Source organism: Coprobacter tertius, assembly GCF_024330105.1.
Lineage (GTDB): Bacteria > Bacteroidota > Bacteroidia > Bacteroidales > Coprobacteraceae > Coprobacter > Coprobacter tertius.
Genome location: NZ_JANDHW010000001.1, coordinates 71,431 through 93,342, shown reverse-complemented (window position 1 = coordinate 93,342; position 21,912 = coordinate 71,431). Strand labels below are relative to the sequence as shown.

Annotated in this window: 15 protein-coding genes; 10 read left to right on the top strand and 5 right to left on the bottom strand. The window is 37.1% G+C overall.

Annotation, left to right across the window (positions count from 1 at the left end):
• Positions 1–393 precede the first annotated feature (393 nt).
• Positions 394–999 carry a DUF4294 domain-containing protein gene (locus NMU02_RS00335; protein ID WP_255025047.1) on the top strand — a complete coding sequence of 202 codons (606 nt, stop codon included), beginning with the start codon at positions 394–396 and terminating at the stop codon, positions 997–999.
• 7 nt (positions 1,000–1,006) lie between these two features.
• On the opposite strand, the gene NMU02_RS00330 is transcribed toward NMU02_RS00335, so the two are convergent.
• On the bottom strand, positions 1,007–1,534 hold the full coding sequence (locus NMU02_RS00330; RefSeq protein ID WP_255025046.1) for an RNA methyltransferase: 528 nt from the start codon (positions 1,532–1,534) through the stop codon (positions 1,007–1,009).
• A gap of 485 nt (positions 1,535–2,019) precedes the next feature.
• On the opposite strand from NMU02_RS00330, the gene nadA reads away from it, so the two are divergent.
• Positions 2,020–3,009 (top strand): quinolinate synthase NadA, encoded by a 990-nt coding sequence (gene nadA / locus NMU02_RS00325; RefSeq protein ID WP_255025045.1) that lies wholly within the window; start codon positions 2,020–2,022, stop codon positions 3,007–3,009.
• A gap of 89 nt (positions 3,010–3,098) precedes the next feature.
• Here the strand turns inward: nadA and NMU02_RS00320 are convergent, their stop codons facing one another.
• From NMU02_RS00320 to leuS, 4 genes are all read right to left on the bottom strand, one after another.
• Positions 3,099–3,584 (bottom strand): DUF4251 domain-containing protein, encoded by a 486-nt coding sequence (locus tag NMU02_RS00320; protein WP_255025043.1) that lies wholly within the window; start codon positions 3,582–3,584, stop codon positions 3,099–3,101.
• Between the two features lie 13 nt (positions 3,585–3,597).
• Positions 3,598–5,919, bottom strand: coding sequence for a type IX secretion system anionic LPS delivery protein PorZ (gene porZ / locus NMU02_RS00315; RefSeq protein ID WP_255025041.1), 2,322 nt, complete (start codon positions 5,917–5,919; stop codon positions 3,598–3,600).
• Positions 5,920–5,929: 10 nt separating this feature from the next.
• Positions 5,930–6,511: a non-canonical purine NTP diphosphatase gene (locus tag NMU02_RS00310; protein ID WP_255025039.1), complete on the bottom strand. Its 582-nt coding sequence runs from the start codon at positions 6,509–6,511 to the stop codon at positions 5,930–5,932.
• Positions 6,512–6,663: 152 nt separating this feature from the next.
• Positions 6,664–9,432 (bottom strand): leucine--tRNA ligase, encoded by a 2,769-nt coding sequence (leuS, locus tag NMU02_RS00305; RefSeq protein WP_255025037.1) that lies wholly within the window; start codon positions 9,430–9,432, stop codon positions 6,664–6,666.
• Between the two features lie 257 nt (positions 9,433–9,689).
• On the opposite strand from leuS, the gene dusB reads away from it, so the two are divergent.
• The 8 genes from dusB to NMU02_RS00265 all read left to right on the top strand — a co-directional run bounded on the left by dusB (position 9,690) and on the right by NMU02_RS00265 (position 21,873).
• Positions 9,690–10,679, top strand: a complete 990-nt coding sequence (gene dusB, locus NMU02_RS00300; RefSeq protein WP_255025034.1) for a tRNA dihydrouridine synthase DusB — start codon at positions 9,690–9,692, stop codon at positions 10,677–10,679.
• A gap of 37 nt (positions 10,680–10,716) precedes the next feature.
• The gene (locus NMU02_RS00295; RefSeq protein WP_255025033.1) at positions 10,717–11,460 is read left to right on the top strand and encodes a head GIN domain-containing protein; all 744 of its coding nucleotides are present in this window, start codon (positions 10,717–10,719) and stop codon (positions 11,458–11,460) included.
• Between the two features lie 430 nt (positions 11,461–11,890).
• Positions 11,891–14,779 (top strand): TonB-dependent receptor, encoded by a 2,889-nt coding sequence (locus tag NMU02_RS00290; protein WP_255025032.1) that lies wholly within the window; start codon positions 11,891–11,893, stop codon positions 14,777–14,779.
• Between the two features lie 30 nt (positions 14,780–14,809).
• A complete protein-coding gene (locus NMU02_RS00285) occupies positions 14,810–16,012 on the top strand; it encodes a DUF4876 domain-containing protein (protein ID WP_255025031.1) in 1,203 nt (400 codons plus the stop codon).
• 120 nt (positions 16,013–16,132) lie between these two features.
• A complete protein-coding gene (locus NMU02_RS00280; protein ID WP_255025030.1) occupies positions 16,133–17,677 on the top strand; it encodes a DUF6850 family outer membrane beta-barrel protein in 1,545 nt (514 codons plus the stop codon).
• A 29-nt stretch (positions 17,678–17,706) separates the two neighbouring features.
• Positions 17,707–19,896 (top strand): HEAT repeat domain-containing protein, encoded by a 2,190-nt coding sequence (locus NMU02_RS00275; RefSeq protein ID WP_255025029.1) that lies wholly within the window; start codon positions 17,707–17,709, stop codon positions 19,894–19,896.
• A gap of 11 nt (positions 19,897–19,907) precedes the next feature.
• Positions 19,908–21,485 carry a hypothetical protein gene (locus tag NMU02_RS00270; RefSeq protein WP_255025028.1) on the top strand — a complete coding sequence of 526 codons (1,578 nt, stop codon included), beginning with the start codon at positions 19,908–19,910 and terminating at the stop codon, positions 21,483–21,485.
• A gap of 4 nt (positions 21,486–21,489) precedes the next feature.
• Positions 21,490–21,873 carry an HmuY family protein gene (locus NMU02_RS00265; RefSeq protein WP_255025027.1) on the top strand — a complete coding sequence of 128 codons (384 nt, stop codon included), beginning with the start codon at positions 21,490–21,492 and terminating at the stop codon, positions 21,871–21,873.
• The last annotated feature ends 39 nt before the right edge of the window (positions 21,874–21,912 follow it).

Here is a 21,912-nt window from a genome sequence, read left to right as displayed (position 1 = left end):
TTGCATCTTAATTTTATCGTGTACAAAATTAATCTTTCATAAACAAAAGATCGTATGAAAACATATAAATTAAGCAACAAGCGACATTATCAATTTGTTGATAAACAACTTATTTATTTGTAAACTAGTTATTTATTTTATATAATAAACCCATTATAAACAACTTACAATTAAATTATCAACATAAATAAAAAATTAGAAAAATGGAGTTATCAACAATAGATATATAAAATAATAAATATCTGTAAATAAAATATTTATATATATTATTAAATATAATGTCAAATGATTATAAACAACTTATATACTCTAAAATAAGCATAATGTATGCGATAATAATAAATAATGCAAAAAACCCTATATAATAAGTCGAATACACTAATTTTGCATAGAATGAAAAAATATATCTTCATAATATATAGTCTTTTCTTATTCTGTATTTTATATTCACAGGAGTCGAAAGCACAATATGGATTCGGTGCATATTCCCGTTCCTATCATCTTATACAGGGAAACGGCGATACTATATGGGTAATAGATATGAAACCTATATATTGTTTTCCTCCGATGAAATTTAAAAATAAAAAAGAAGAAGAATATTACTGGAGAACCGTAAGAGATGTAAAAAAAACATTACCTTACGCCAAACTCGTACATGCGGCTTTAATAGAAACGTATGAATATATACAAACTCTGCCTACGCAAAAAGAACGGGAAGCTCATTTAAAAAAAATGGAAAAAGATCTTTTTAAACAATACAAACCCGTATTAAAACAAATGTCGTACCGACAAGGAAAATTATTGATTAAATTAATAGACAGAGAATGTAACCAATCTTCTTATGATTTAATAAAAGCCTTTTTAGGAGGATTCAGAGCCGGTTTTTGGCAAACTTTCGGAGCTGTTTTCGGTGTTAGCCTGAAATCAGAATGGGAACCTGAAAATAAAGATGCCATGCTTGAGCGTATTTGTATATTGGTAGAATCGGGACAGTTATAAACAATGCTTATCCCAATTGTTTAAAAAAATCCCAAATTACCAATCCGGCCGTCACCGACACATTCAACGAATGTTTGGTTCCGTATTGCGGTATTTCAATACTCTGATCGCATATATCTACTACTTTCTGTTGTACTCCTTTTACTTCATTACCTAATACGACAGCATATTTTTTCTTTTTGTCTAAAGACAAATCATTTAATAAAATACTGTTTTCTACCTGCTCTATGGCATAAACCACATATCCCTTTTCCTGCAAATCATCAACAGCTTTACAGGTATTCTCTTCATAGTGCCACATTACACTATCTTCTGCTCCCAATGCCGTCTTATGTATTTCGGGATGAGGAGGAACTGCCGTAATTCCGCATAATATAACTTTCTCTATTCTAAAAGCATCTCCTGTACGAAATACCGACCCTACATTATTTAAACTTCTAATATTATCTAAAATCACGATAAGAGGTATTTTATCAACTCTTTTAAATTCTTCAGGGGAAATTCTTTTCAGATCAAAAATTGTTTTTTTCTCCATTTCTACCTTAGTTTAAAGAAAGTATATATCTTTTATTCAGGCACCAAAGATACAAAATAAAAGAGTATGAATAAACTGTTGACAACTTCTTATAAATAGTAAATAAAACTGTATAACTTCCTGATAAATTTTAGAGAAATAAAAATGCTATATCAAAATATTCGAATATATGATAAAGTATTTTTTCTTTTCATGCGATAACTTAAAAAAGTATTTCATGAGTTATAAACGTCAAAATAAAGAGTTATCAAGATACTTAATATGAGAAAGTTTTTAACTTTGCACATTATAAACAATATGTAGATAACATCTGTAAATGCTTTATTATAAAGTATTACTATTGTTTATATATAACTCATAATGCAAGGCTCTTTATTAATAACTTTAAAAGCAAGAAAAGAGACCGAAAGATTTAAATACTTTCAACAGTCATTATTGTTGTTATTAAATTTATTTTTAATTAAAAAGGAAATAAAGAATAATAAATGAATGCTGTGAATATCTCGAAAGGATACGTCGATGTACCGATAGAAAAAGGTATCGACCTTAAGAAAGAAATAAACCGATTGCGAAAAGAAAAAAATGCAGTCATATTAGCTCATTATTATCAAAACGGTGAATTGCAAGATATCGCCGATTTTGTAGGAGACAGTCTGGCACTGGCTCAATGGGCTGCAAAAACCGATGCTCGTATATTGGTTATGTGCGGTGTCCATTTTATGGGAGAAACAGCAAAAATATTGTGCCCTGATAAAAAAGTGATCGTTCCCGACCTGAATGCCGGCTGTTCGCTGGCCGATAGTTGTGAAGCTGGTGCTTTTTCGCGTTTCGTAGCCGATCACCCGGATTATACGGTAATTTCTTATGTGAATACGAGTGCTGCAGTAAAAGCGGTAACCGATGTAGTCGTTACTTCTTCGAATGCTCGTCAGATTGTAGAAAGTTTTCCGGAAAACGAAAAGATTATTTTCGGTCCGGATCGTAACCTCGGAAATTACATCAATAGTATTACCGGTAGAAATATGATGTTATGGGATGGAGCTTGTCATGTACATGAACAATTTTCTTTACAGAAAATCGTCGATCTGAAAGATGAACATCCTGGGGCTTTGTTACTGGCACATCCCGAATGCAGAAAAACTATATTGATGCTGGCGGATAAAATAGGATCTACTGCGGCTTTATTGAAATTTGCTTCACAATCAGAAGCTGATTGTTTTATAGTCGCTACCGAATCGGGCATATTACATGAAATGCAAAAACAAAATCCCAATAAAGTATTTATTCCGGCACCACCGGAAGACAGTACATGCGCTTGTAACGAGTGTAATTTTATGCGTTTGAATACGCTTGAAAAACTATATTTGAGTTTGAAATATGAATTGCCTGAAATTAATGTAGAAAAGGAGATTGCAGAGAGAGCTTTGTTACCGATCCGCAGAATGCTCGATATTTCGGCTCGTTTGGGCTTATAATTTAAAAACGATAAATTATATACAAGGGGAATAAAAGTCGCTTAAAAACTCTTTTATTCCCCTTTTGATGTATATTGAAGTATAACTTATCAGTTTTTCAGTTCCCCGGTAAAAGATATGGATTGTTTGTTGTTAGGTCTTATATGAATATCAGTTTTTCCGTTGAGCCAAATATTTATAGTTATGACATAACTGTCTTCTGGTTTTCTTATAATGAAATTAAGGGTAAATTGTTTCTTTTTTTTATTGTATTTCGATTTGTAGTTTTCGTAAAGACCTTTGTATTTTAAACTACCGTCGGCACCATAAGGCATAGAATAGGCGACTCCGAAATAAGGAAGGTCTATTGTAACCGAATCGTTATTTACAATTAAAGAATAATTTCCCGTCAAATAGCGTGAAGGCATACTTGCCGGCATGGCAAAATCTACCGCAATATTGAATTTTTTATTTTCTACCGATTTTCTTATAATCTCTTCTTCGGGAGTATTGTTTTCTTTATCTTGTGCCGCTATGGGAAAAGACAGGCCTATAATCAGTTGAAAAAGGATCGAATATAAAAGTATCTTTTTCATATATGTAAAGTATTTAGTTTACCACCATAATTTTGGTTACAACACCCTGTTTTCCTTCTTTGTTTGCTGCAAAAACAAGATAAATTCCTGTTTTTACTCGGTTTCCGTCCGGAGTTCTTCCATTCCAGGCAAGTTGTCCTCCTTCAGAGTAATTTTGATAAATAAGGTTGCCTGAAACATCGGTAATTTTTACCAGCGATTTTTCCTGTAGTCCGGTAATTGTAATCCATCCGGTAAAGTCTGGTCTTACAGGATTTGGAAATGCATATACATTTGAAAAATCTTCTTTAGGTTCGATTGCATCGGAACGATACATGGCCAAACCTTCGGTAGTGGCAAAGTATACTTCTCCGCTATTCGGATCGATCGCTATGTTATATACTGTATTAGAGGGTAACGGACTGTTTTGCGTCGTAAAATGTTGAATGGTTTCGGTACCGTCTTCGCTAAGAAGATAGACGCCTGATGATGCAGTAGCTATCCATTTACGATTTCCGCCGTCGATGGCGATACGATGTATATAATCGTTAGAGAGTAATAAGTCTGCATCATTTGTTCCGTCGTTTCTGGCTATTTTAACCCGGTTACAATGAAAATCGGAACTGTTGAAATTATCGGGATTATTAATTACGATAGGTCCCTGATCTGTTCCTATCCATAATTTACCGTCTTTATCTTCAGTAATACATATAATATTGGGATTTTCGATTTGCTTGCCATCCTGATCGGTAAAAGAGGTGAAAGTACGGGTTATGTCATCGTTATTATTTTCGAGAGTGCCGTTATCGTTTAAAGCCATAATTTTATCTCTGTAAGATATGTTGACATCCCGGTTGCTTATAATCCATTTTGTCTTTGATTTTTCGGGAATGAAAATCGTGTTCATATATTGCTGATCTTTTATATCATTGTAAACCAGCTTAACCCATGTACCGTCTTTTTTGAGTACGAGTAAACTCGAATTTTCAGCGAAATTACTCATCCATAAATTTTTATTTTTATCGAAAGTTACTCCTCCTACATTTGTTTGCCAATGGTTGTTTTTTTGTTGTATGGGGCTGTTGGTGGCATTATAAGTTGTTTCTACTTCATTGTTGTTGAATTTATAGAGTCCTTCGAGCCAAGTACCTACATAGAAAATATTATCATTGTCGGGATCTACCGCAATATTGGATAAAGTACAAAATGTTTCGTCTGTTTTAATAAATACAGGAACGTTTCTTGCATCTATATTCGTCCATTTTCCATTTTCGAGAATAGATATGTTTCCATTTATTCGTTGGACGGTATTCATATAGTTTACTCCATAACTGTTTACATATAATTTACCGTTATTTACTAAAAGATTAAAAGGTTTTGTGACGATGGAATTATTGGAAAGATCGATCTTTTTTTCTAATGTAAATTCGTTGTTTTTAAAAGTATAACTGTAAATTCCTTTTTCATTTAATGCGGTAAGTTTATTATCGGTCATGAAAATATCGAATATTTTATTTCCTTTCAATATTTCATAATCGTCGTAATTTACCGTATACGTAAGATTATTATTTTCGTCATAAATTTTAAAACCTTCATCGTTAGAGGCTATAAAGCCTTTTTTATAAGGAAATATCTTTTTTGTTCCTCTTGCGCTTTCCAAAAAGGAATAGTTGTTTTCCGAATCATAGGAATGTATCAAATTATAAATATCGAGAAAAATAATACGTTTTTCATTCGATATCATATATTTGGGTTTGACGTCGGTATAAAATTTGAAATTACTGTTTTCGAGAAGATTATCGGTAAGTTTCCCTGCAAAAGTTTCTTCTTCTGTACCGACCATTAAATTACCGTTGAATATGCACGTAGATAAAATTCTTTTATCGAATTTATACGTATCTTTTATTTCTTTCTTTTTAGAGTCGATGACTGTAATTCCATAATCGGTAGCTAAATAAATATGATCTCCGTAAAAAGAAATATTATTAATTGTTTTCGATTTTAAAGACGTATTTTTAATATAAGGAATATTGTAAGTTCTGTTATCTATATACAAATCGATATTTCCATTTGAATAAGTTATGACAAGTAACCCTGTTTCGTTATTATACGCCATGTTATTTACGACATTATCACTGAGAATATTCTGTTTGCTTAGTTCCCTGAGTTCGTCATAATCTTTATCGTAAGAGAATAGAAAGCTACTGTCTGCTAATATGTAGTTATAATGGGGGGTCACTACGATTTTGGTAGGGGTATAATAAGTAGGATACAGTCTCCACTCTCCCACGGCATTTTGTGCCCAAATGGAAAATACGGGTATGAGAAAAAACAGTATGGAAAAGAAACGTTTCATGTATATTCGGTTATCTTTTAATTAAGAAATTTATGAGTTTTTGTGAGGCAATAGCCCTGTGACTTATTTTGTTTTTTATTTCATCACCCATTTCGGCAAAAGTCTTGTCGTATCCTTCGGGAAGAAATATAGGATCGTATCCGAAACCCGATTCCCCTCTTTTATTTTCTGTAATACGACCATTAACAATACCTTCGAAAGTATGTGTTTCATTTTCGTAAATAAGAGCAAAACAGGTTTTAAAACGTGCCGACCGATCGGTAATTCCTTGAAGTTCCGAGAGAACTTTACACATATTTTTTTCGGCATCATGTTCTTCTCCGGCATAGCGAGCCGAATAAACTCCGGGCCGGTTATCGAGGCTTTTTATTTCCAACCCGGTATCGTCGGCAAAACAATCGTATCCGTATTTATTTTTTATATATAGAGCTTTGATGAGAGCGTTTCCTTCAATGGTATCAGCCGTTTCGGGAATGTCTTCGAAGCAACCGATATCTTTCAGAGTAAGTATATCAATTTTGTCTCCTATAATGGCAGAAATTTCTTTTAATTTATGTATGTTGTTAGTTGCAAATACTAATTTTTTTTTCATGATGTTTGTTATTAATCCTATTACCGCTAAATTAAAAACGATAAAAGAGGTTCTATTATTATGTATTTATATATAATAAATAATATAGACAGTAAGGATATAAAAAAACCGGATACATAGATCCGGCTTTTTTATATATGCAATTATGATGATTATAGTACGATATTTACAATTTTGCCCGGAACGATTATAATTTTTTTAGGAGTTTTTCCTTCGGTCCATCGAGCTGATGTAGGGTGTGAAAGTACTGTATTTTCTATTTCTTCTTTCGATGCATCGGCAGCAAATTCGATGTTGAATCTCGCTTTACCGTTAAAAGATATCGTATAGTTTATTTTATCTTCTTTCAGGTATTCTTCATTGAAAGCAGGCCACGGAGCATCGCATACAGTTGTATTGTTGCCTATTCGGTACCATAATTCTTCACTGATATGGGGTGCGAAAGGAGCCAACAGTATTATTATGTTGCTTAGTATTTCACGATTATGGCTTTTTAAGGCCGAAAGTTCGTTAACACAAATCATAAATGCACTAATCGAAGTATTAAATGAGAAATTCTCTACATCCCAACTTACTTTTTTGATGAGCTTATGTAATGACTTCAGTTCTTCGGCTGTAGGTTTTTCATCGGTAACCGAAAGATTTTCACCTTCGAAGAAAAGATTCCATAATTTTTTCAGAAAACGGTGTACACCGTCTATACCGTTGGTATCCCAGGGTTTACTTTGTTCCAGCGGACCGAGGAACATCTCGTATAACCGGAGTGTATCGGCTCCGTATCGCTCTACTATGTCATCTGGATTAACTACGTTGAACATCGATTTTGACATTTTTTCAACGGCCCATCCGCAGATGTATTTACCGTCTTCGAGAATAAATTCTGCGGTAGAGAATTCGGGGCGCCATTTTTTAAAGGCCTCGATATCGAGAATATCGTTATTTACAATGTTTACGTCGACATGAATAGGAGTCGTCTCGTAATTATTTTTAAGATTATATGAGACGAAAGTATTCGTATCTTTTATTCGGTATACGAAGTTGGATCGTCCTTGTATCATTCCCTGATTAACCAGTTTTTTGAAGGGTTCGTCTTCACAAACGATTCCCAGATCATACAAGAATTTATTCCAGAAACGACTGTAAATAAGGTGTCCGGTCGCGTGTTCAGTTCCTCCGATATACAAATCTACATTACGCCAGTATTCGTTTGCTTCTTTCGATACTAAAGCATTGTCATTATGGGGATCCATATAACGTAGATAATATGCCGAAGAACCGGCAAATCCGGGCATCGTACAAAGCTCGAGCGGAAAATGATCTTCAGTTACCCAATTTTTGGCTCTTCCCAAAGGTGGTTCTCCTTTTTCGGTAGGGAGAAATTTATCTATTTCGGGTAATAATAAAGGTAACTTACTTTCATCGAGCATATAGGGCATATCGTCTTTATAATATACCGGGAAAGGTTCGCCCCAATAGCGTTGCCGGCTAAAAATAGCATCGCGAAGACGATAATTTACTTTTACCCGTCCGATGCCTTTTTCACGAATAAAATCCTTTGTACGTGCAATTGCTTCTTTCACTTCGAGTCCGTTCAAATCGAGACCGTTTCCACAGGAATTTATCATTTTTCCTTCTTTGGCATCGAAGCTTTCTTCCGATACATCGCAACCCTCGATAAGCGGTACGATGGGTAAATCGAATTTTTTAGCAAAAGCATAATCACGACTGTCATGAGCCGGTACAGCCATTATGGCACCTGTACCGTAACCGGCCAATACGTAATCACTTATATAAATAGGTATTTCTTTGTTATTTAGCGGATTTATAGCATAGGCTCCCGAAAATACACCGGTAACGCTTTTATCCATCAACCGTTCTCTTTCGGTTTTGTGTTTTATGCTTTGTATATATTCTTCTACGGCATTTTTCTGGTCGGGAGTAGTAACCTGTTTTACATAGTCGCTTTCGGGAGCCAATACCATAAAAGTGACCCCGAAAACCGTATCGGCTCGTGTAGTAAATATGATGAATTCGATGTCTGAATCTTTTACTTTGAATTGCATTTCCGCTCCTTCTGAACGACCGATCCAATTTTTCTGAGTTTCTTTCAAAGAATCGGTCCAGTCGATAGTGTTTAATCCGTCGAGCAACCTTTGTGCGTATGCTGAAACTCTCAGACACCACTGACGCATAATTTTTTGTTCTACAGGATATCCCCCGCGCACCGATACCCCCTCACTTACTTCGTCGTTGGCCAAAACCGTACCTAATTGAGGGCACCAGTTAACCATCGTATCTCCCAAATAAGCGATGCGGTAATTCAATAAAGTTTTTTGTTTTTCTTTATCGCTCATATTTTTCCAGTCTTCGGCAGTAAAAGAAAGTTCTTCACTGCATGCAGCCTGTAAACCTTCGGTTCCTTTTTTTTCGAAAGCAGCGATTAGTTCGGTAACCGGTACGGCTTTTTGTTTAATGTTGTCGTAATAATGATTGAACATTTGAATAAATGCCCACTGTGTCCATTTGTAATATTCGGGATCACAAGTACGTATTTCCCGGTTCCAATCGTAACAGAATCCGATTTTGTCGAGTTGATCGCGATACCGGTCGATATTATTTTGTGTAGTTACGGCCGGATGCTGTCCGGTTTGTATGGCATATTGTTCGGCCGGGAGACCGTATGCGTCGTAACCCATGGGGTGCAATACGTTGAAACCGTTGAGCCGTTTAAAACGGGAATAGATATCGGATGCGATATATCCCAGCGGATGGCCTACGTGTAAGCCGGCTCCCGATGGGTATGGAAACATGTCTAACACATAAAATTTAGGCTTTTCTTTGTTTTCCGATACTTGATAAGTCCGGTTCTGTTTCCAAAATTCCTGCCACTTTTTTTCTATTTCCCTAAAATTATATTCCATAGTCGTAACGTAGTTTGTTTCGGTATTTTAAAGCTGATTTAACGGAGATTTTCTTGCACCCGGTATTCGGGTTTTGTTATTTCCCTGCAAAAGTAATAAAAAAAAAGACTTGTTGATTTTGTAAAAGGAGTTTAGCTTTAAAATGTAAGGAGAAGAGATTTTATTTTCAAAAATGTGTAAAAAAGCGGAGTGTCGAATGACATCTTTTCGGGGTGTACAAAAAATTTTGTACGTTTGTATAACAAACATGATCGAAAATGAAAATTGGTTCTGTCGAATTTGGAGAATATCCGGTATTTTTGGCGCCGATGGAGGATGTGACTGATTCTTCGTTCAGATTGATGTGTAAAGAATTCGGAGCCGATATGGTTTATACCGAATTTGTTTCGAGCGATGCACTCGTGCGCAGTGTTGACAAAACTCGCCGTAAATTGGAAATTTGTGAGGCGGAACGACCTGTTGCCATACAAATATACGGTCGTGAGGTGGAACCGATGGTTGAGGCGGCTCGCATTTGTGCTGAAGCGCATCCTGACATATTGGATATAAATTTCGGATGTCCGGTGAAAAAAGTAGCGGGGAAAGGAGCTGGTGCCGGAATGTTACGTGATATTCCCAAGATGCTCGAGATAACTCGCGCTGTTGTAAAGTCTGTAAATATACCGGTTACGGTAAAGACCCGTTTAGGATGGGATTACGATTCGAGAGTTATTGTTGAACTTGCCGAACAATTACAGGATTGTGGAATAGCAGCACTTGCTATACATGGTCGTACACGCAGTCAGATGTATACGGGAGAGGCTGATTGGACATTGATCGGAAAAGTAAAAAAAAATCCCAGAATGAAAATACCGATTATCGGAAATGGGGATGTAACAAGTCCGGAGATTGCCTGGGAACGTTTTTCTCGTTACGGAGTAGATGCCATAATGGTCGGCAGAGCTTCTATCGGTTGTCCGTGGATTTTTAAAGAGATAAAAGAATATCTTGCCAAAGGAGAAAAAAGTAAACTTTCAGTAGTAGAAAAAATGGCAGTTTTGCGGCGTCAATTAAGAGAAAGTGTAGAGCGGATCGATGAAAGACGAGGTATTTTACATATACGCCGTCATCTTGCAGCAACTCCTTTGTTTAAAGGAATTCCGAATTTTAGGGAAATCCGCATTGCGATGCTGCAGGCGGGAGATCTTATTACTCTGAGTGCCATACTCGATAAGGTGGAGGAAATGTTGTTGACAACATCGAAATAAATACTCTCAATGAAAGAAAAAATTAAAAAAAATGAATATGAAAATGATAAATAGATTGTTATTGTGCGTGTCGATGCTATTGTTATCTTTAAACGTATTTTCCCAAAAAGTAGAAGGTAACGATCGTTATGTGAATAAAGTTTTGAAGGTAGATGATTTTAACACTGTAAAAATAAATGGAGCATTCAATGTGATTTATCATCACAGTACCGATTCGGCCGGTTTGATAAAATTATACGGAGAAGAAAATATTTTAGATGCCATGGCTCCCGAGTCGAAAAGCGGAGTATTGAATATTAAGTTTGCTAATACTTCAAAAAAAGATTTCGGTGTCGTTGTCGTCGATATTTATTCAACCGATTTGAGAAAAGTTGAAAATGATGCCGGTGCTGTTTTTGAAACTGCTGGTGAAATTAACGGTTCCGAAATAGAATTATTACTGATGGGAAATGGCCAAATACGAGCTAACGATATCGATTTCGGTGTGGTAAAAGCTAAAATAATGGCAGGAAACGGAGATATTTTTCTTAAAGGTACTTGCCGTACGGCAGAATTGATTATAACCGGTACGGGCGAAATAAAAGCACACGAATTGGTTGCCCGTGATGTTAAATGCAGGATTACCGGTAATGCTACTATCGGATGTTATGCCGAACAAAAATTGAACTCATTGATTACAGGTGCGGGAACGGTATATTATAAAGGAAACCCCGAAATAAAGAAAAATACGATTGGAGCTGGAAAAGTAAAACCTTTGCCCGAAGATGTAGAAATCAAATAAAATTGTAAATTACCGACTTTTGTGTATTTTAATAAAGAACGGGCGGAATATAAAATTTTATATTCCGCCCGTTCTTTATTCTTTTTAACTTGGGATAAAATAAAATAGAAAGATCGACGTTTAGATGTAAAATCGTTTCTAAAATCGATAATTAGAGGTCAAAAAGTAATTTATTTTTAATATTATTTCTCTTTTTGGTTTTTTATTCTTTATTTTGTTGACATTAAAATGTTGTAAAAAAATTTCTATAAAAAAATACCTATTTATGGTGATTGTAGAATGAGGATAACCGGAATATCTTTGAGCCCACATTTCGATGCTGTTTGATGTGGTGTTAATAATCAGGTAATTGAATTTTTTGTAAAAACGAGAAAGCATTGGAATATTTACTTAATATATTTTATATATAATGGTGATGAATAAGTTGCTGATGAAATACTTTCGATATTTTTTGGTGCTAATGTCGGTTATATTATTGACATTTTCTGTGCAGGCACAACGAAATACGACTTCGGATACGTATAAGGTGGAAGGTCATATATTGAGTAAAGCCGATAACCAACCGCTCGACATGGCAACCCTTATAATAAAAGGAAATAATATGTGGGCGACTGCCAATGAAAAAGGAAAATTCGTTATTCCCGCGATAAAAGCAGGTAAATATGTATATGAAGTTTCGTACCTCGGATATCAGAAATACGTAGATACACTTATCGTACGTAAAAATATAAATAATCTTGTGATAAAGATGGACCCGCTCAGTTTGGGTCTTAATGAAGTCGTGGTAACAGCTCAAGAACAGAAGATGGGTTCTGCTTCGAAAATAGATCAGACGGCTATCCAGCATTTACAGCCCAAAAGCATTGAAGATATGCTGCAGCTTTTACCCGGGAATCTGACTAAAAATCCCAATTTAAGTAATTTGGGGCAAGCAAGTGTACGTGAAATTTCGGCCAACGATAATAATTCGTTGGGTGTAGCGGTTATGGTCGATGGCGCGCCGATGTCTAACGACGGTAACATGCAATCGATGTCTACAGCTGTTTCGGGTTCTAAATCGGGTCAACGAATGAATGGGATGTCCGATCAAACAACAGGTGGTCGCGGTATCGATTTGCGTACGCTGTCGCCGGATAATATCGAATCGATAGAAGTAATCCGTGGAATACCTTCAGCAGAATATGGAAATCTTACTTCGGGAGTTTTGGTAATAAAGACTAAATCGGGGGTAACTCCCTGGGAAGCGAAAGTAAAGGTCGACCCTTTTTCGAAAATGGTATATGCCGGAAAAGGATTTCTTTTACCGGGTAAAGGAGGAGCGATGAATATTGCTGCCGATTATTCGCAATCGTATGCCGATATTCGTAAACACTATCAGGGTTACGATCGTATAACGGCAAATCTGGGATATTCGAAGACATTTATGGAAAATACGAAACCCCTTACATTTAATGTAAGAGCGATGTATTACCGTAATATCAACAGTGTAAAGAAAGATCCTCAGATGTACGAAGATGAAAGTCTGAAAAATGAAAATACCAGTTTCCGACTCAATATAGAGGGTAACTGGCGTTTGAATTTACCATGGATATCTAATCTTTCGTACAGCGCGATGGCTCAGTACAGCCATTTAAAGGATTTTTCGCGGCTGCAGGTAACTTTAGGTACGGCAATGATGCCTTTCGGTGATTCCTACGTTGATAAAGAATATGTAGGAAATTTTCTTCAAGGAAATTATACGACAGAATATACAATCGATGGAAAGCCTCTCGAAATATATGCACAACTAAAAGGAAACAAATTATTTCAGTTCTCCAGCGATAATTATACAAATATAAAAGTCGGAGTGGATTTCAATTTGACAGATAATAATGGAAACGGAATGTCTTATCTACCCGGTTATCCTATATCTGCCGGTTCGGGAAATTCTATTCGTCCCAGGGCATATAAAGACGTACCTTCTATGAAAACTCTTTCGTATTTTATAGAAGACAGAACCGAGGCTAAACTGGGTAAAACAATGCTGACTGTGCAGGGTGGAGTACGTTTTTCGAACTTGTTTCTCGATCCGTTGTCATTACAGAACAATATCTGGATTGTAGAGCCTCGGGTAAATGTGAGTTATCAGTTGCTCAACCAATCTAATAACCGGTTATTTAAAGATTTGAGTATTGTAGGAGGATATGGTATTTCCTCTAAAGCACCTACTTTAATGTATCTGTATCCAAACAGTGCATATTTCGATGAAGTGGGACTTAACCGTTATAATCCGAATGATCCTTCTCAGTCGATGGCGATTATATCTACAAAGGTTATCAAAAATACAGCAAACCCTGATTTGAAACCAGCTCGGTCTCAAAAAGTGGAAGGAGGCCTTGCCGGAATGATCGGTCGTGTTAAGGGAAATGTTACCTTCTTTTATGAAAAGCATGATAACGAATTTTCTTTCAGGTCTTTGCCCTATAATATGTTGTTTAATAAATATACGATTCCTCAAGGTGGTACTTTACCTGTTTATAATGATGGTGTATTGAGTTACATCGATGCTTCGGGGCATACACAAATAGCACCTTCGGTAGTAGATACGACAATGTTTTCTTATGCTCGTCCTTCGAACAGCATACGTACGATAAAACGAGGTATAGAATATAGTTTCGATTTCGGTCAGATTCCTTATATACGTACCAGCCTGATTGTAGATGGGGCCTGGTTTTATATTAAACGACAGAATATGGAGAACAGCTATTCTATTATGGAGACGAGTATAAATAATGTCCGCCAGCAATATGCTGTATTGATGCCTGCCGGAAGCGGTAGTATAAATCAGCGAATTAATACCAACTTCAGATTTATTACTCATATTCCCCGATTGAAAATGATTTTTACGACAACAGCTCAGGTTGTGTGGAGCGAGAGTGTTCAAAATATTTATAAAGATAAAGACGGAAACGACCTATTTTATCATGCTGTCGTAGATAACGGTGGAAAAATGGAAGAACGTTTGCAGGTAAATCCGCTGGGTTATACCGATAGAAAAAATGATTTTATCCCCTGGAATGATCAATTGGCTTCATCTTCGGTTGGAAAACAAATGATATCGGGATACAGTAATCTGAAGTATTACGATAAAGAAAAATTTTCTCCATACGTTATGTTTAACTTTCGTCTTACGAAAGAATTCGGAAAATTACTTGAGTTGTCTTTTACAGCCAATAACTTCCTGAAAAGTTCGAAGCTCGTGAAGTATAAAACACGAGACGGATACCGACAAATGTATACCGATTTGTATTTCGGTGCGGAAATAAAAATAAAAATATAAATCAAATTCTAATAATTAAATTTTTAACCGATGAGAAAAAGTATAATTTCTATTTTGACACTGCTGGCAGTAGTCTTGGTGGTGTCTTGTTCCGACGATGATAATAAAGCGGCGGTAAAATATAAATTAACGGTAACGGTAAATCTGCCTTCGGATATAAACGCAGCTGATGTAACCGACTTGAAAGTAACTGTTAAAAACCAGTCGACTCAAGAAGAACTTATTGCGGATGTCGCAAATAACAAAGCTGAATTTACGCTGGCCGGCGGAGAATATAATATAATGGCTTCGGGTTCAGCCGGTAAATTTGCTATTAACGGATCGAAAGACCAGGTTGGGGTGTATGCCGATACCAATATTTCTATCGATATGGTTTCTGCGGTTTCGAGCGGATTGATTATTAAAGAAGTATATTATTCGGGAGCTCCTCTGCCACCTTATTATGTAACCGATCAATTTATCGAAATATATAATAATTCAGATAAAGTACAATACCTCGATAATGTAATGATCGGTGTGGTAATGTACATGAATTCTAAAACAGCTGTAGCCAATCAACCTTCTCTATGGGTCGATGGCCAAGGCAATCTGTTAGATCGCTATCCTATTTACAATTATCTGATGGCTTTCCCCGGAACAGGCCAGAGCTATCCGCTGGAACCCGGTAAAAGTGTTGTAGTTGCACAGAATGCCGTAAATCATCATGCACAAAACCCTAACTCTCCGGTTGATCTGAGCAATGCCGACTGGGAAACTTTTGTACCCGGAAAAGGGGATACCGATAATGAAAACGTGAAGAATCTCGATGTAATCTATGGGAATGGTCTGGCTCAGAAAGATTTTGCTATGGGCCTGTTTATAAATCCTCTTATTATCGCTAAATTACCGGAGGGGACCACTCCTGCAGATTTTGCTGCTGATGAAAGTAACTTCATGGCTGAACCGACAACTGGCCGGAGCGATTTATATATCATGATTCCGAGTAAATATGTTTTGGACGCTATCGATATCGTAGATGGATCAGATGCTGTAAATTACAAGCATATTCTGAATGTGGATGATGCCGGTATAGTAAAAACTCCCGGTTCATTTACCGGAAAAAGCATACGTCGTAAAGTGGTTTCTATCGAAAACGGACGTGTAAAATATAAAGATACGAACAACTCATCGGTAGATTTCCTTATCGATCAGACTCCTACTCCGGGTGTTCAACCGACAACCGTTGATGAATAATATTTATGGTGGAAAAGTGATGGTGGCGGAAGTTATTTCGACGCCACACTTTTCTTTTATTAAAAACAGAATACTTTTATTCAGCTTTTCTTAATTACTTGTTTATTTAAAGAAAAGATTATGTTGCTAAAAATAAAATCGGTTATCCTTGTGTCGATGTTTTCCCTGATGGTATTTGCTCAGGAAAAAAGTACTTATCCTTATTACCGGGATGCTTTGTATCTGGGGAATATATATTCGGGAAGCACCAATCCGGTAGCGATCTCTCATGCACCCTTTCTTTCGATTGCCGATATCGGTATAAAATATCATTTTGAAGATGGTGATTTCAGAGCAAAGGATCAGACCGGTAAAGAGACAGGATTCGATGTTTCGATGTGGGGAATTAAAAAATTTAACCGAATTTCTTTTGAAGGAGGTATCTCTTATTATAATGATGTGCAGCGTGATAAATCGTGGAATACGACATTATTTATCGCTCCGTCTAATCCGTTTATTCTCGCCGACTCTGTGGCGAGTCGTTATAATGTAGAAAGATTCAGCCTTAATGGGGGATTTGCATATGAGATATCCCCGATGGTGAAACTCGGATTACGCGCATTTTATGAAGTAGGGAGTTCGGCTGACCAGACCGACCCGCGTCCCGATACGAAAGCGATGAAATTTCGCATCAATCCAGGGCTTACGTTTGCATTGAGTCGTTATTGGGAATTAGGTATTTCGGGAGAATACAGAATGATGAACGAACAAACAGATTATACTTGTGTACGTACCGAGAAAAATTATACATTTTTTCTTTTTAGTGGATTGGGAACTTATTTGGGTCGTACCGGAGTATCTTACAGTCGTCAATATAAAGGACGGGCTTACAATGGTGCTTTACAAGCGGTATTTGCAAACGGCTTTATCTCGAATATGATCGAGGCCGGTATCGATCGCAATCAGGAAGAAGCCATCGATGGAGGAAAATCAGATAAATTTTTAGGAGGAAAATACAACAATTCGACTTTTTTTGTAACTGAACGTTTTCAGGTAAGAAGCGAACGGTTGTACCACAATATAACACTCGATGCCCTATATTCCGATTCGAAAGGAACTTGGTATAATCAAAAGCAAATGAATAGCGATACCGGGGAAGGTTATTGGGAGGTTATGTCGAGTGAAATAAAACATAAAGAAAAAACCATGACAGCTCGTTTAGGCTATCGTATGGATATAATGAGGGGCGAAACGCCTACTCTTACCTGGTCGGTTACTCTCGGATACGGAAAGACTGAAACACATAATTATCCTGAAGATTATACGGCAAATCACAGCTATATGAATGTGAAAGCCGATATAGCTAAACATTTTAATATCAAAAAAAGTGTATTTACGGTTTCGCTTTATGGCAATTACCGTAATAAGCTATCTGCTGATCTCGATACCCGGGATTTACGTATTTATAATGAATTTACTCTACCCATGTGGGGTTATACGACTGCTTCAGCTGTGGGTGCAGGAGGAGAACTCAATGTAAGATTACCGTTGCCTTTTAAGGGTTTTACATCCTATCTGGGAATGTTTGCCAGAGGAGGTTATATTACTTGTCTCTCGAGTGAATATGAGCCTTTGAAGAACGCTAACCGAAGTCATGTAAATGCAGGCGTGAACTTTATATTTTAAACAACAACAATTTTAATATAGAATAGAGAATGAGAAAAGTCTTTGGAAGATATATGGCGTTGATCGCCTTTTTATCTATGATACCTGCAGCTTTGCTGGCAAAACAGCATGGTTTTGCGATTGTGATCGATCCTAAAAGTTATGCTGAAGCTCGTACTGAAGTAGATGCCTATGCGCATTCTATCGAAAACTCGGGCTTGAAAACATTTATTGTGGAAGATAAATGGGGGGTTCCCGATTCGATACGAGCCTGTTTGATTTCTATGTATAAGCAAAAAGATTATCCGATAGAAGGAGCCGTTTTTGTAGGTGATATTCCTATTGCTATGGTAAGAGATGCGCAACATATGACGAGTGCTTTTAAAATGAATCAGGAAACATTCGATCGTAAATTATCATCGGTTCCTTCCGATCGGTTTTACGATGATTTCGATCTGCAATTCAAATATATCGACCGAGATAATGACGAACCTCTTTATTTTTATTATTCACTCACTCCCGAGTCGTCTCAACACCTTTCTCCCGAGATTTATACCGGACGTATAAAACCGGGAGATTCTGACGGTACTTCGCGTTACGAAAAATTACGTCGTTACCTGCGTAAAGCGGTGGCACAAAAAGTTTCTGGAAATGTACTCGATCAAATGATGTATTTCAGCGGTCATGGTTATATTTCGGAATCGATGATGGCCCGTATCGATGAAAAAATAGCTATTCTCGAGAATTTTCCTTGGTTGAAACAGCAGAAAAACGGAATTGAATATATCGATCATCTACGTGATAAATATGTTAAATTCAGATTAATGAACGAATTGCAACGGCCCGATCTCGATTTGGCTGTTTTGCATCATCATGGAGATAAAGATATTCAATATCTCAATAACCTGCCACTGCCTCATGGTACAAAAGAGGAGATAGAATCTATAAAAATATATTTGCGTGAATCGCTTCGCCATGCTAAGGAAAGAGGAAAAAGCGTTGATAGTATACAGGTAGTGCTTAAAAATCGTTTCGATGTGCCTGATAGTTGGTTTTCAGGAGCTTTTGATCCGAAAGTAAAACGTGCCGATTCTTTACATATCGATAATCTCGACCTCTATCTGGCAGATTTTAAAATCTATAACTATAACCCGAATGTACGTTTTGTAATATTCGATGCATGTTTCAATGGTTCGTTCCATCTTGATAACAGTATTGCCAATGCTTATATTTTCAGTGACGGAGAAACGGTCGCTGCTACGGCAAATAGTGTAAATGTACTGCAAGATAAATGGATAGATCGTTATGCCGGTTTGGTAGGTCTTGGAATGCGTGTGGGGAATATGGTAAAATATAATCCCTATCTCGAATCTCATCTTATTGGGGATCCCACATTTTCGTTTACCCCGGCTGTAAAGGTATTCGATATAAATGATGCTTTGGTAAACGCCTCTTCTTCATTTTGGGAAAAACAATTAAAGAATAGTCCTTATCCTGCTGTACGCAGTATGGCGATAGAAAAACTGATGCAATCGGGGAAGATGACTTCGGCTCGTTTGCTCGATATTTTTAAAAACAGTTCCGATGATATTGTAAGGGTACAATGTTTGGTAAGTTTGTCTGAAATAAATGATGATAATTTTATTCAGTGTCTCGATTTGGCAATGGATGATAGTTATGAGATGGTACAGCGTTTTGCAATGAATTTTATTGCAAAATCTGGAGACGAACGTCTGATACCGGCTATTGTACGTACTATGATCCGGAATAATACAGCCGAAAGAATCGAGTTTAGTGTGAAACAAGCGATGGCGCTTTATGATAAGAAAAAGTTGCTGGATGAATTCGATCGTCAGTTCGCCAAAACTACACAATACAGCGACAAGGATGGGGTGAGGAAAGCTATCAGGCATTCTATCGAGGTGCAAGGAGGTCGGTGGGCTAAAAATGCTGAAGAAATCGTTGCAAAAGATACAAAGCGGAAAACTCGGTTACAGGATATAAGATCGTTGAGGAATTATACGGTACATTATTGTGTTCCCGAATTACTGGCTTACGTACAGAGTGCAAATGATGAAGAAATTCAGGTAAACCTTCTCGAAGCTCTCGGATGGTATAATTATTCTTATCAGGCTCCTGAAATTGCTAAGGTGGCACTGAGTATGAGTAAAAATAATAGTTATTCTGAAGCAATAAGAAATGAAGCCTTGAAGACGTATAACCGTTTGACGGGTCATTGATGAGGTAAGAGATGAAAAAGAAAAAATATTTAAATAAAAATGCTGGATGGTTTGTTTTACTTTTTGCGGCGGTTTTCTCCGTACAAGCGCAACAACATCCTGTATATCCGGTAAAAGTTCCCAATGCGGCTGAAAAGGCCGTATTGGATGCTGTTCCGGTATGGAGAGGCGGTTTGTCCCGTGCAGTCGATTTGCCCGATGGTGTAGATAATTCGTTGAAAAAATATTTTCCTCCTGTTTTTTCCCAACAGGGTAATTCTTGTTCACAGGCTTCGGGTATTCGATATATGTTTACTTATGAGATAAATCGGCTCCTCGATCGGGAAGTAGTAGATAATAACCAGATATTCAGTTATTTTTATACTTGGAATTTTTTAAATGACGGGAAGGACGAAGGGAGTTTTCCCGAAATGGGACTTAACCTGACTAAAAAAAACGGGGCGATGACGCTTGCCGATATGCCGGATATTAGTGCTGATAAAAGGTGGCAATCGGGTTACGATAAATATTTAAGGGCAATGCATTACCGAACGAAAAGCATTTCGAAGATTCCGATGAAAACAAAAGAAGGGATAGAACAAGTAATGCGCTATTTGTATGACCGGGGAGATGGAAGTTCTTCGGGTGGAGTTGTGACTTTTTCGTGTAAGGCAGCAAATTTTACGCCGGCAACTTATACCGGCACTTCGGTTACCGGTATAAAAAAATATATCGATCGCTTACCCGATGACGGAGCTCACGCATTGACAATTGTAGGATATGATCGTACAGTGAGTTTCGATCTAAATGGAGACGGTGCGATACAAGAAGATGAAAAAGGTGCTTTTATTTTTGTAAATTCTTGGGGAACCTGGTGGGGAGATCAGGGAAAATCATATTTCCCATTTAAATTTTTCCTCGATCCGGTTGAGAATGGCGGTCTTTCCGAAAGCGATGCTACGGCTACCTGTATGACTCCTGAAATACACGAGCCTAAGATTGTATTTAAAGTAAAATTGAATTATACATCGAGAAACGATCTTAGTTTTACTCTCGGAGTGGCAGATGGAGAGGACGCCGACGTGCCTGAATATTCTATGGCGGTAGATATAATGAGCCGGCAGGGAGGCGATTTTCCCATGCAAGGATATGCATATCTTGCTAATGCAAATGAAATGGAGGTTGCATTGAATTTTACCGATATGCTGCCTCGTATGGAATCGTTTAAGAAACCGAAATATTTTCTTGAGGTAAGGCAGATCGTTAACGGAGAAAAAGGAAGTGGTATGATAGAACATTTCTCGGTAGTCGATTACAGGTCTGGAAGTGAAAATCCTAAAGAATTTGTTTGTGAAAATGCGGAAGGAACGGTTATAAAAGGAGCGACTAAATTGACGGTTGCCACTACAGCTCCCCGAACTTCGGTATCTTGTAGTCCCGAACAATGGAAGGATAAAGAAACTCAAAAAGTGAAGTCGGGCATTTTCTTTATGAAAACAGCCGATGGCCGCTATGTAAAAGTACAATTTACAGGATATGATAAGAATACGGGAAAAGCGACTTTCCGTTATTTCTATCAGGGTGATGGAAGCCGTAATTTAAGGAGGTAAGAATATGAAAAAATGGATATTTATTATTTTTGCTGTATGTTTGTTATCGGCTTGTAACGATGATAATGATGGCTCAGGTGATAAAGTGGCCATTGAAAATATGGTGACTTTGCCGTTGGCGGATGAATCGAAGTGGACCTATTTTTCGTTTGTAAAAGGGAGTATTGTCGGTTATAGTGCGTTCGATTCGGAAGAAGAAGATCGTCAGTGGGCGTCTCGTAATGACTGGGATATTGCTTTCTGCGGTGAACGTATGAAAACCAATAGCGGTACTTCGGGAAAAGGTAACGGAGGCGTCATTTATCATGAAAATGTAACGTATGACGAAGCCACCGAGGCTCCCGCTTCGGGATATAGTGTCGATGTGGAAACTCCTCTTGGTCAATAATCGTTATTTCAGGAGGGATATATAAAAACAAGCGGCATT

Excerpts from the sequence above, each read along its gene's own strand:
- NMU02_RS00335 (WP_255025047.1), top strand. The coding sequence starts at position 394 with ATGAAAAAATATATCTTCATAATATATAGTCTTTTCTTATTCTGTATT.
- NMU02_RS00330 (WP_255025046.1), bottom strand. The coding sequence starts at position 1,534 with ATGGAGAAAAAAACAATTTTTGATCTGAAAAGAATTTCCCCTGAAGAA.
- nadA (WP_255025045.1), top strand. The coding sequence starts at position 2,020 with ATGAATGCTGTGAATATCTCGAAAGGATACGTCGATGTACCGATAGAA.
- NMU02_RS00320 (WP_255025043.1), bottom strand. The coding sequence starts at position 3,584 with ATGAAAAAGATACTTTTATATTCGATCCTTTTTCAACTGATTATAGGC.
- porZ (WP_255025041.1), bottom strand. The coding sequence starts at position 5,919 with ATGAAACGTTTCTTTTCCATACTGTTTTTTCTCATACCCGTATTTTCC.
- NMU02_RS00310 (WP_255025039.1), bottom strand. The coding sequence starts at position 6,511 with ATGAAAAAAAAATTAGTATTTGCAACTAACAACATACATAAATTAAAA.
- leuS (WP_255025037.1), bottom strand. The coding sequence starts at position 9,432 with ATGGAATATAATTTTAGGGAAATAGAAAAAAAGTGGCAGGAATTTTGG.
- dusB (WP_255025034.1), top strand. The coding sequence starts at position 9,690 with ATGAAAATTGGTTCTGTCGAATTTGGAGAATATCCGGTATTTTTGGCG.
- NMU02_RS00295 (WP_255025033.1), top strand. The coding sequence starts at position 10,717 with ATGAAAATGATAAATAGATTGTTATTGTGCGTGTCGATGCTATTGTTA.
- NMU02_RS00290 (WP_255025032.1), top strand. The coding sequence starts at position 11,891 with ATGAAATACTTTCGATATTTTTTGGTGCTAATGTCGGTTATATTATTG.
- NMU02_RS00285 (WP_255025031.1), top strand. The coding sequence starts at position 14,810 with ATGAGAAAAAGTATAATTTCTATTTTGACACTGCTGGCAGTAGTCTTG.
- NMU02_RS00280 (WP_255025030.1), top strand. The coding sequence starts at position 16,133 with ATGTTGCTAAAAATAAAATCGGTTATCCTTGTGTCGATGTTTTCCCTG.
- NMU02_RS00275 (WP_255025029.1), top strand. The coding sequence starts at position 17,707 with ATGAGAAAAGTCTTTGGAAGATATATGGCGTTGATCGCCTTTTTATCT.
- NMU02_RS00270 (WP_255025028.1), top strand. The coding sequence starts at position 19,908 with ATGAAAAAGAAAAAATATTTAAATAAAAATGCTGGATGGTTTGTTTTA.
- NMU02_RS00265 (WP_255025027.1), top strand. The coding sequence starts at position 21,490 with ATGAAAAAATGGATATTTATTATTTTTGCTGTATGTTTGTTATCGGCT.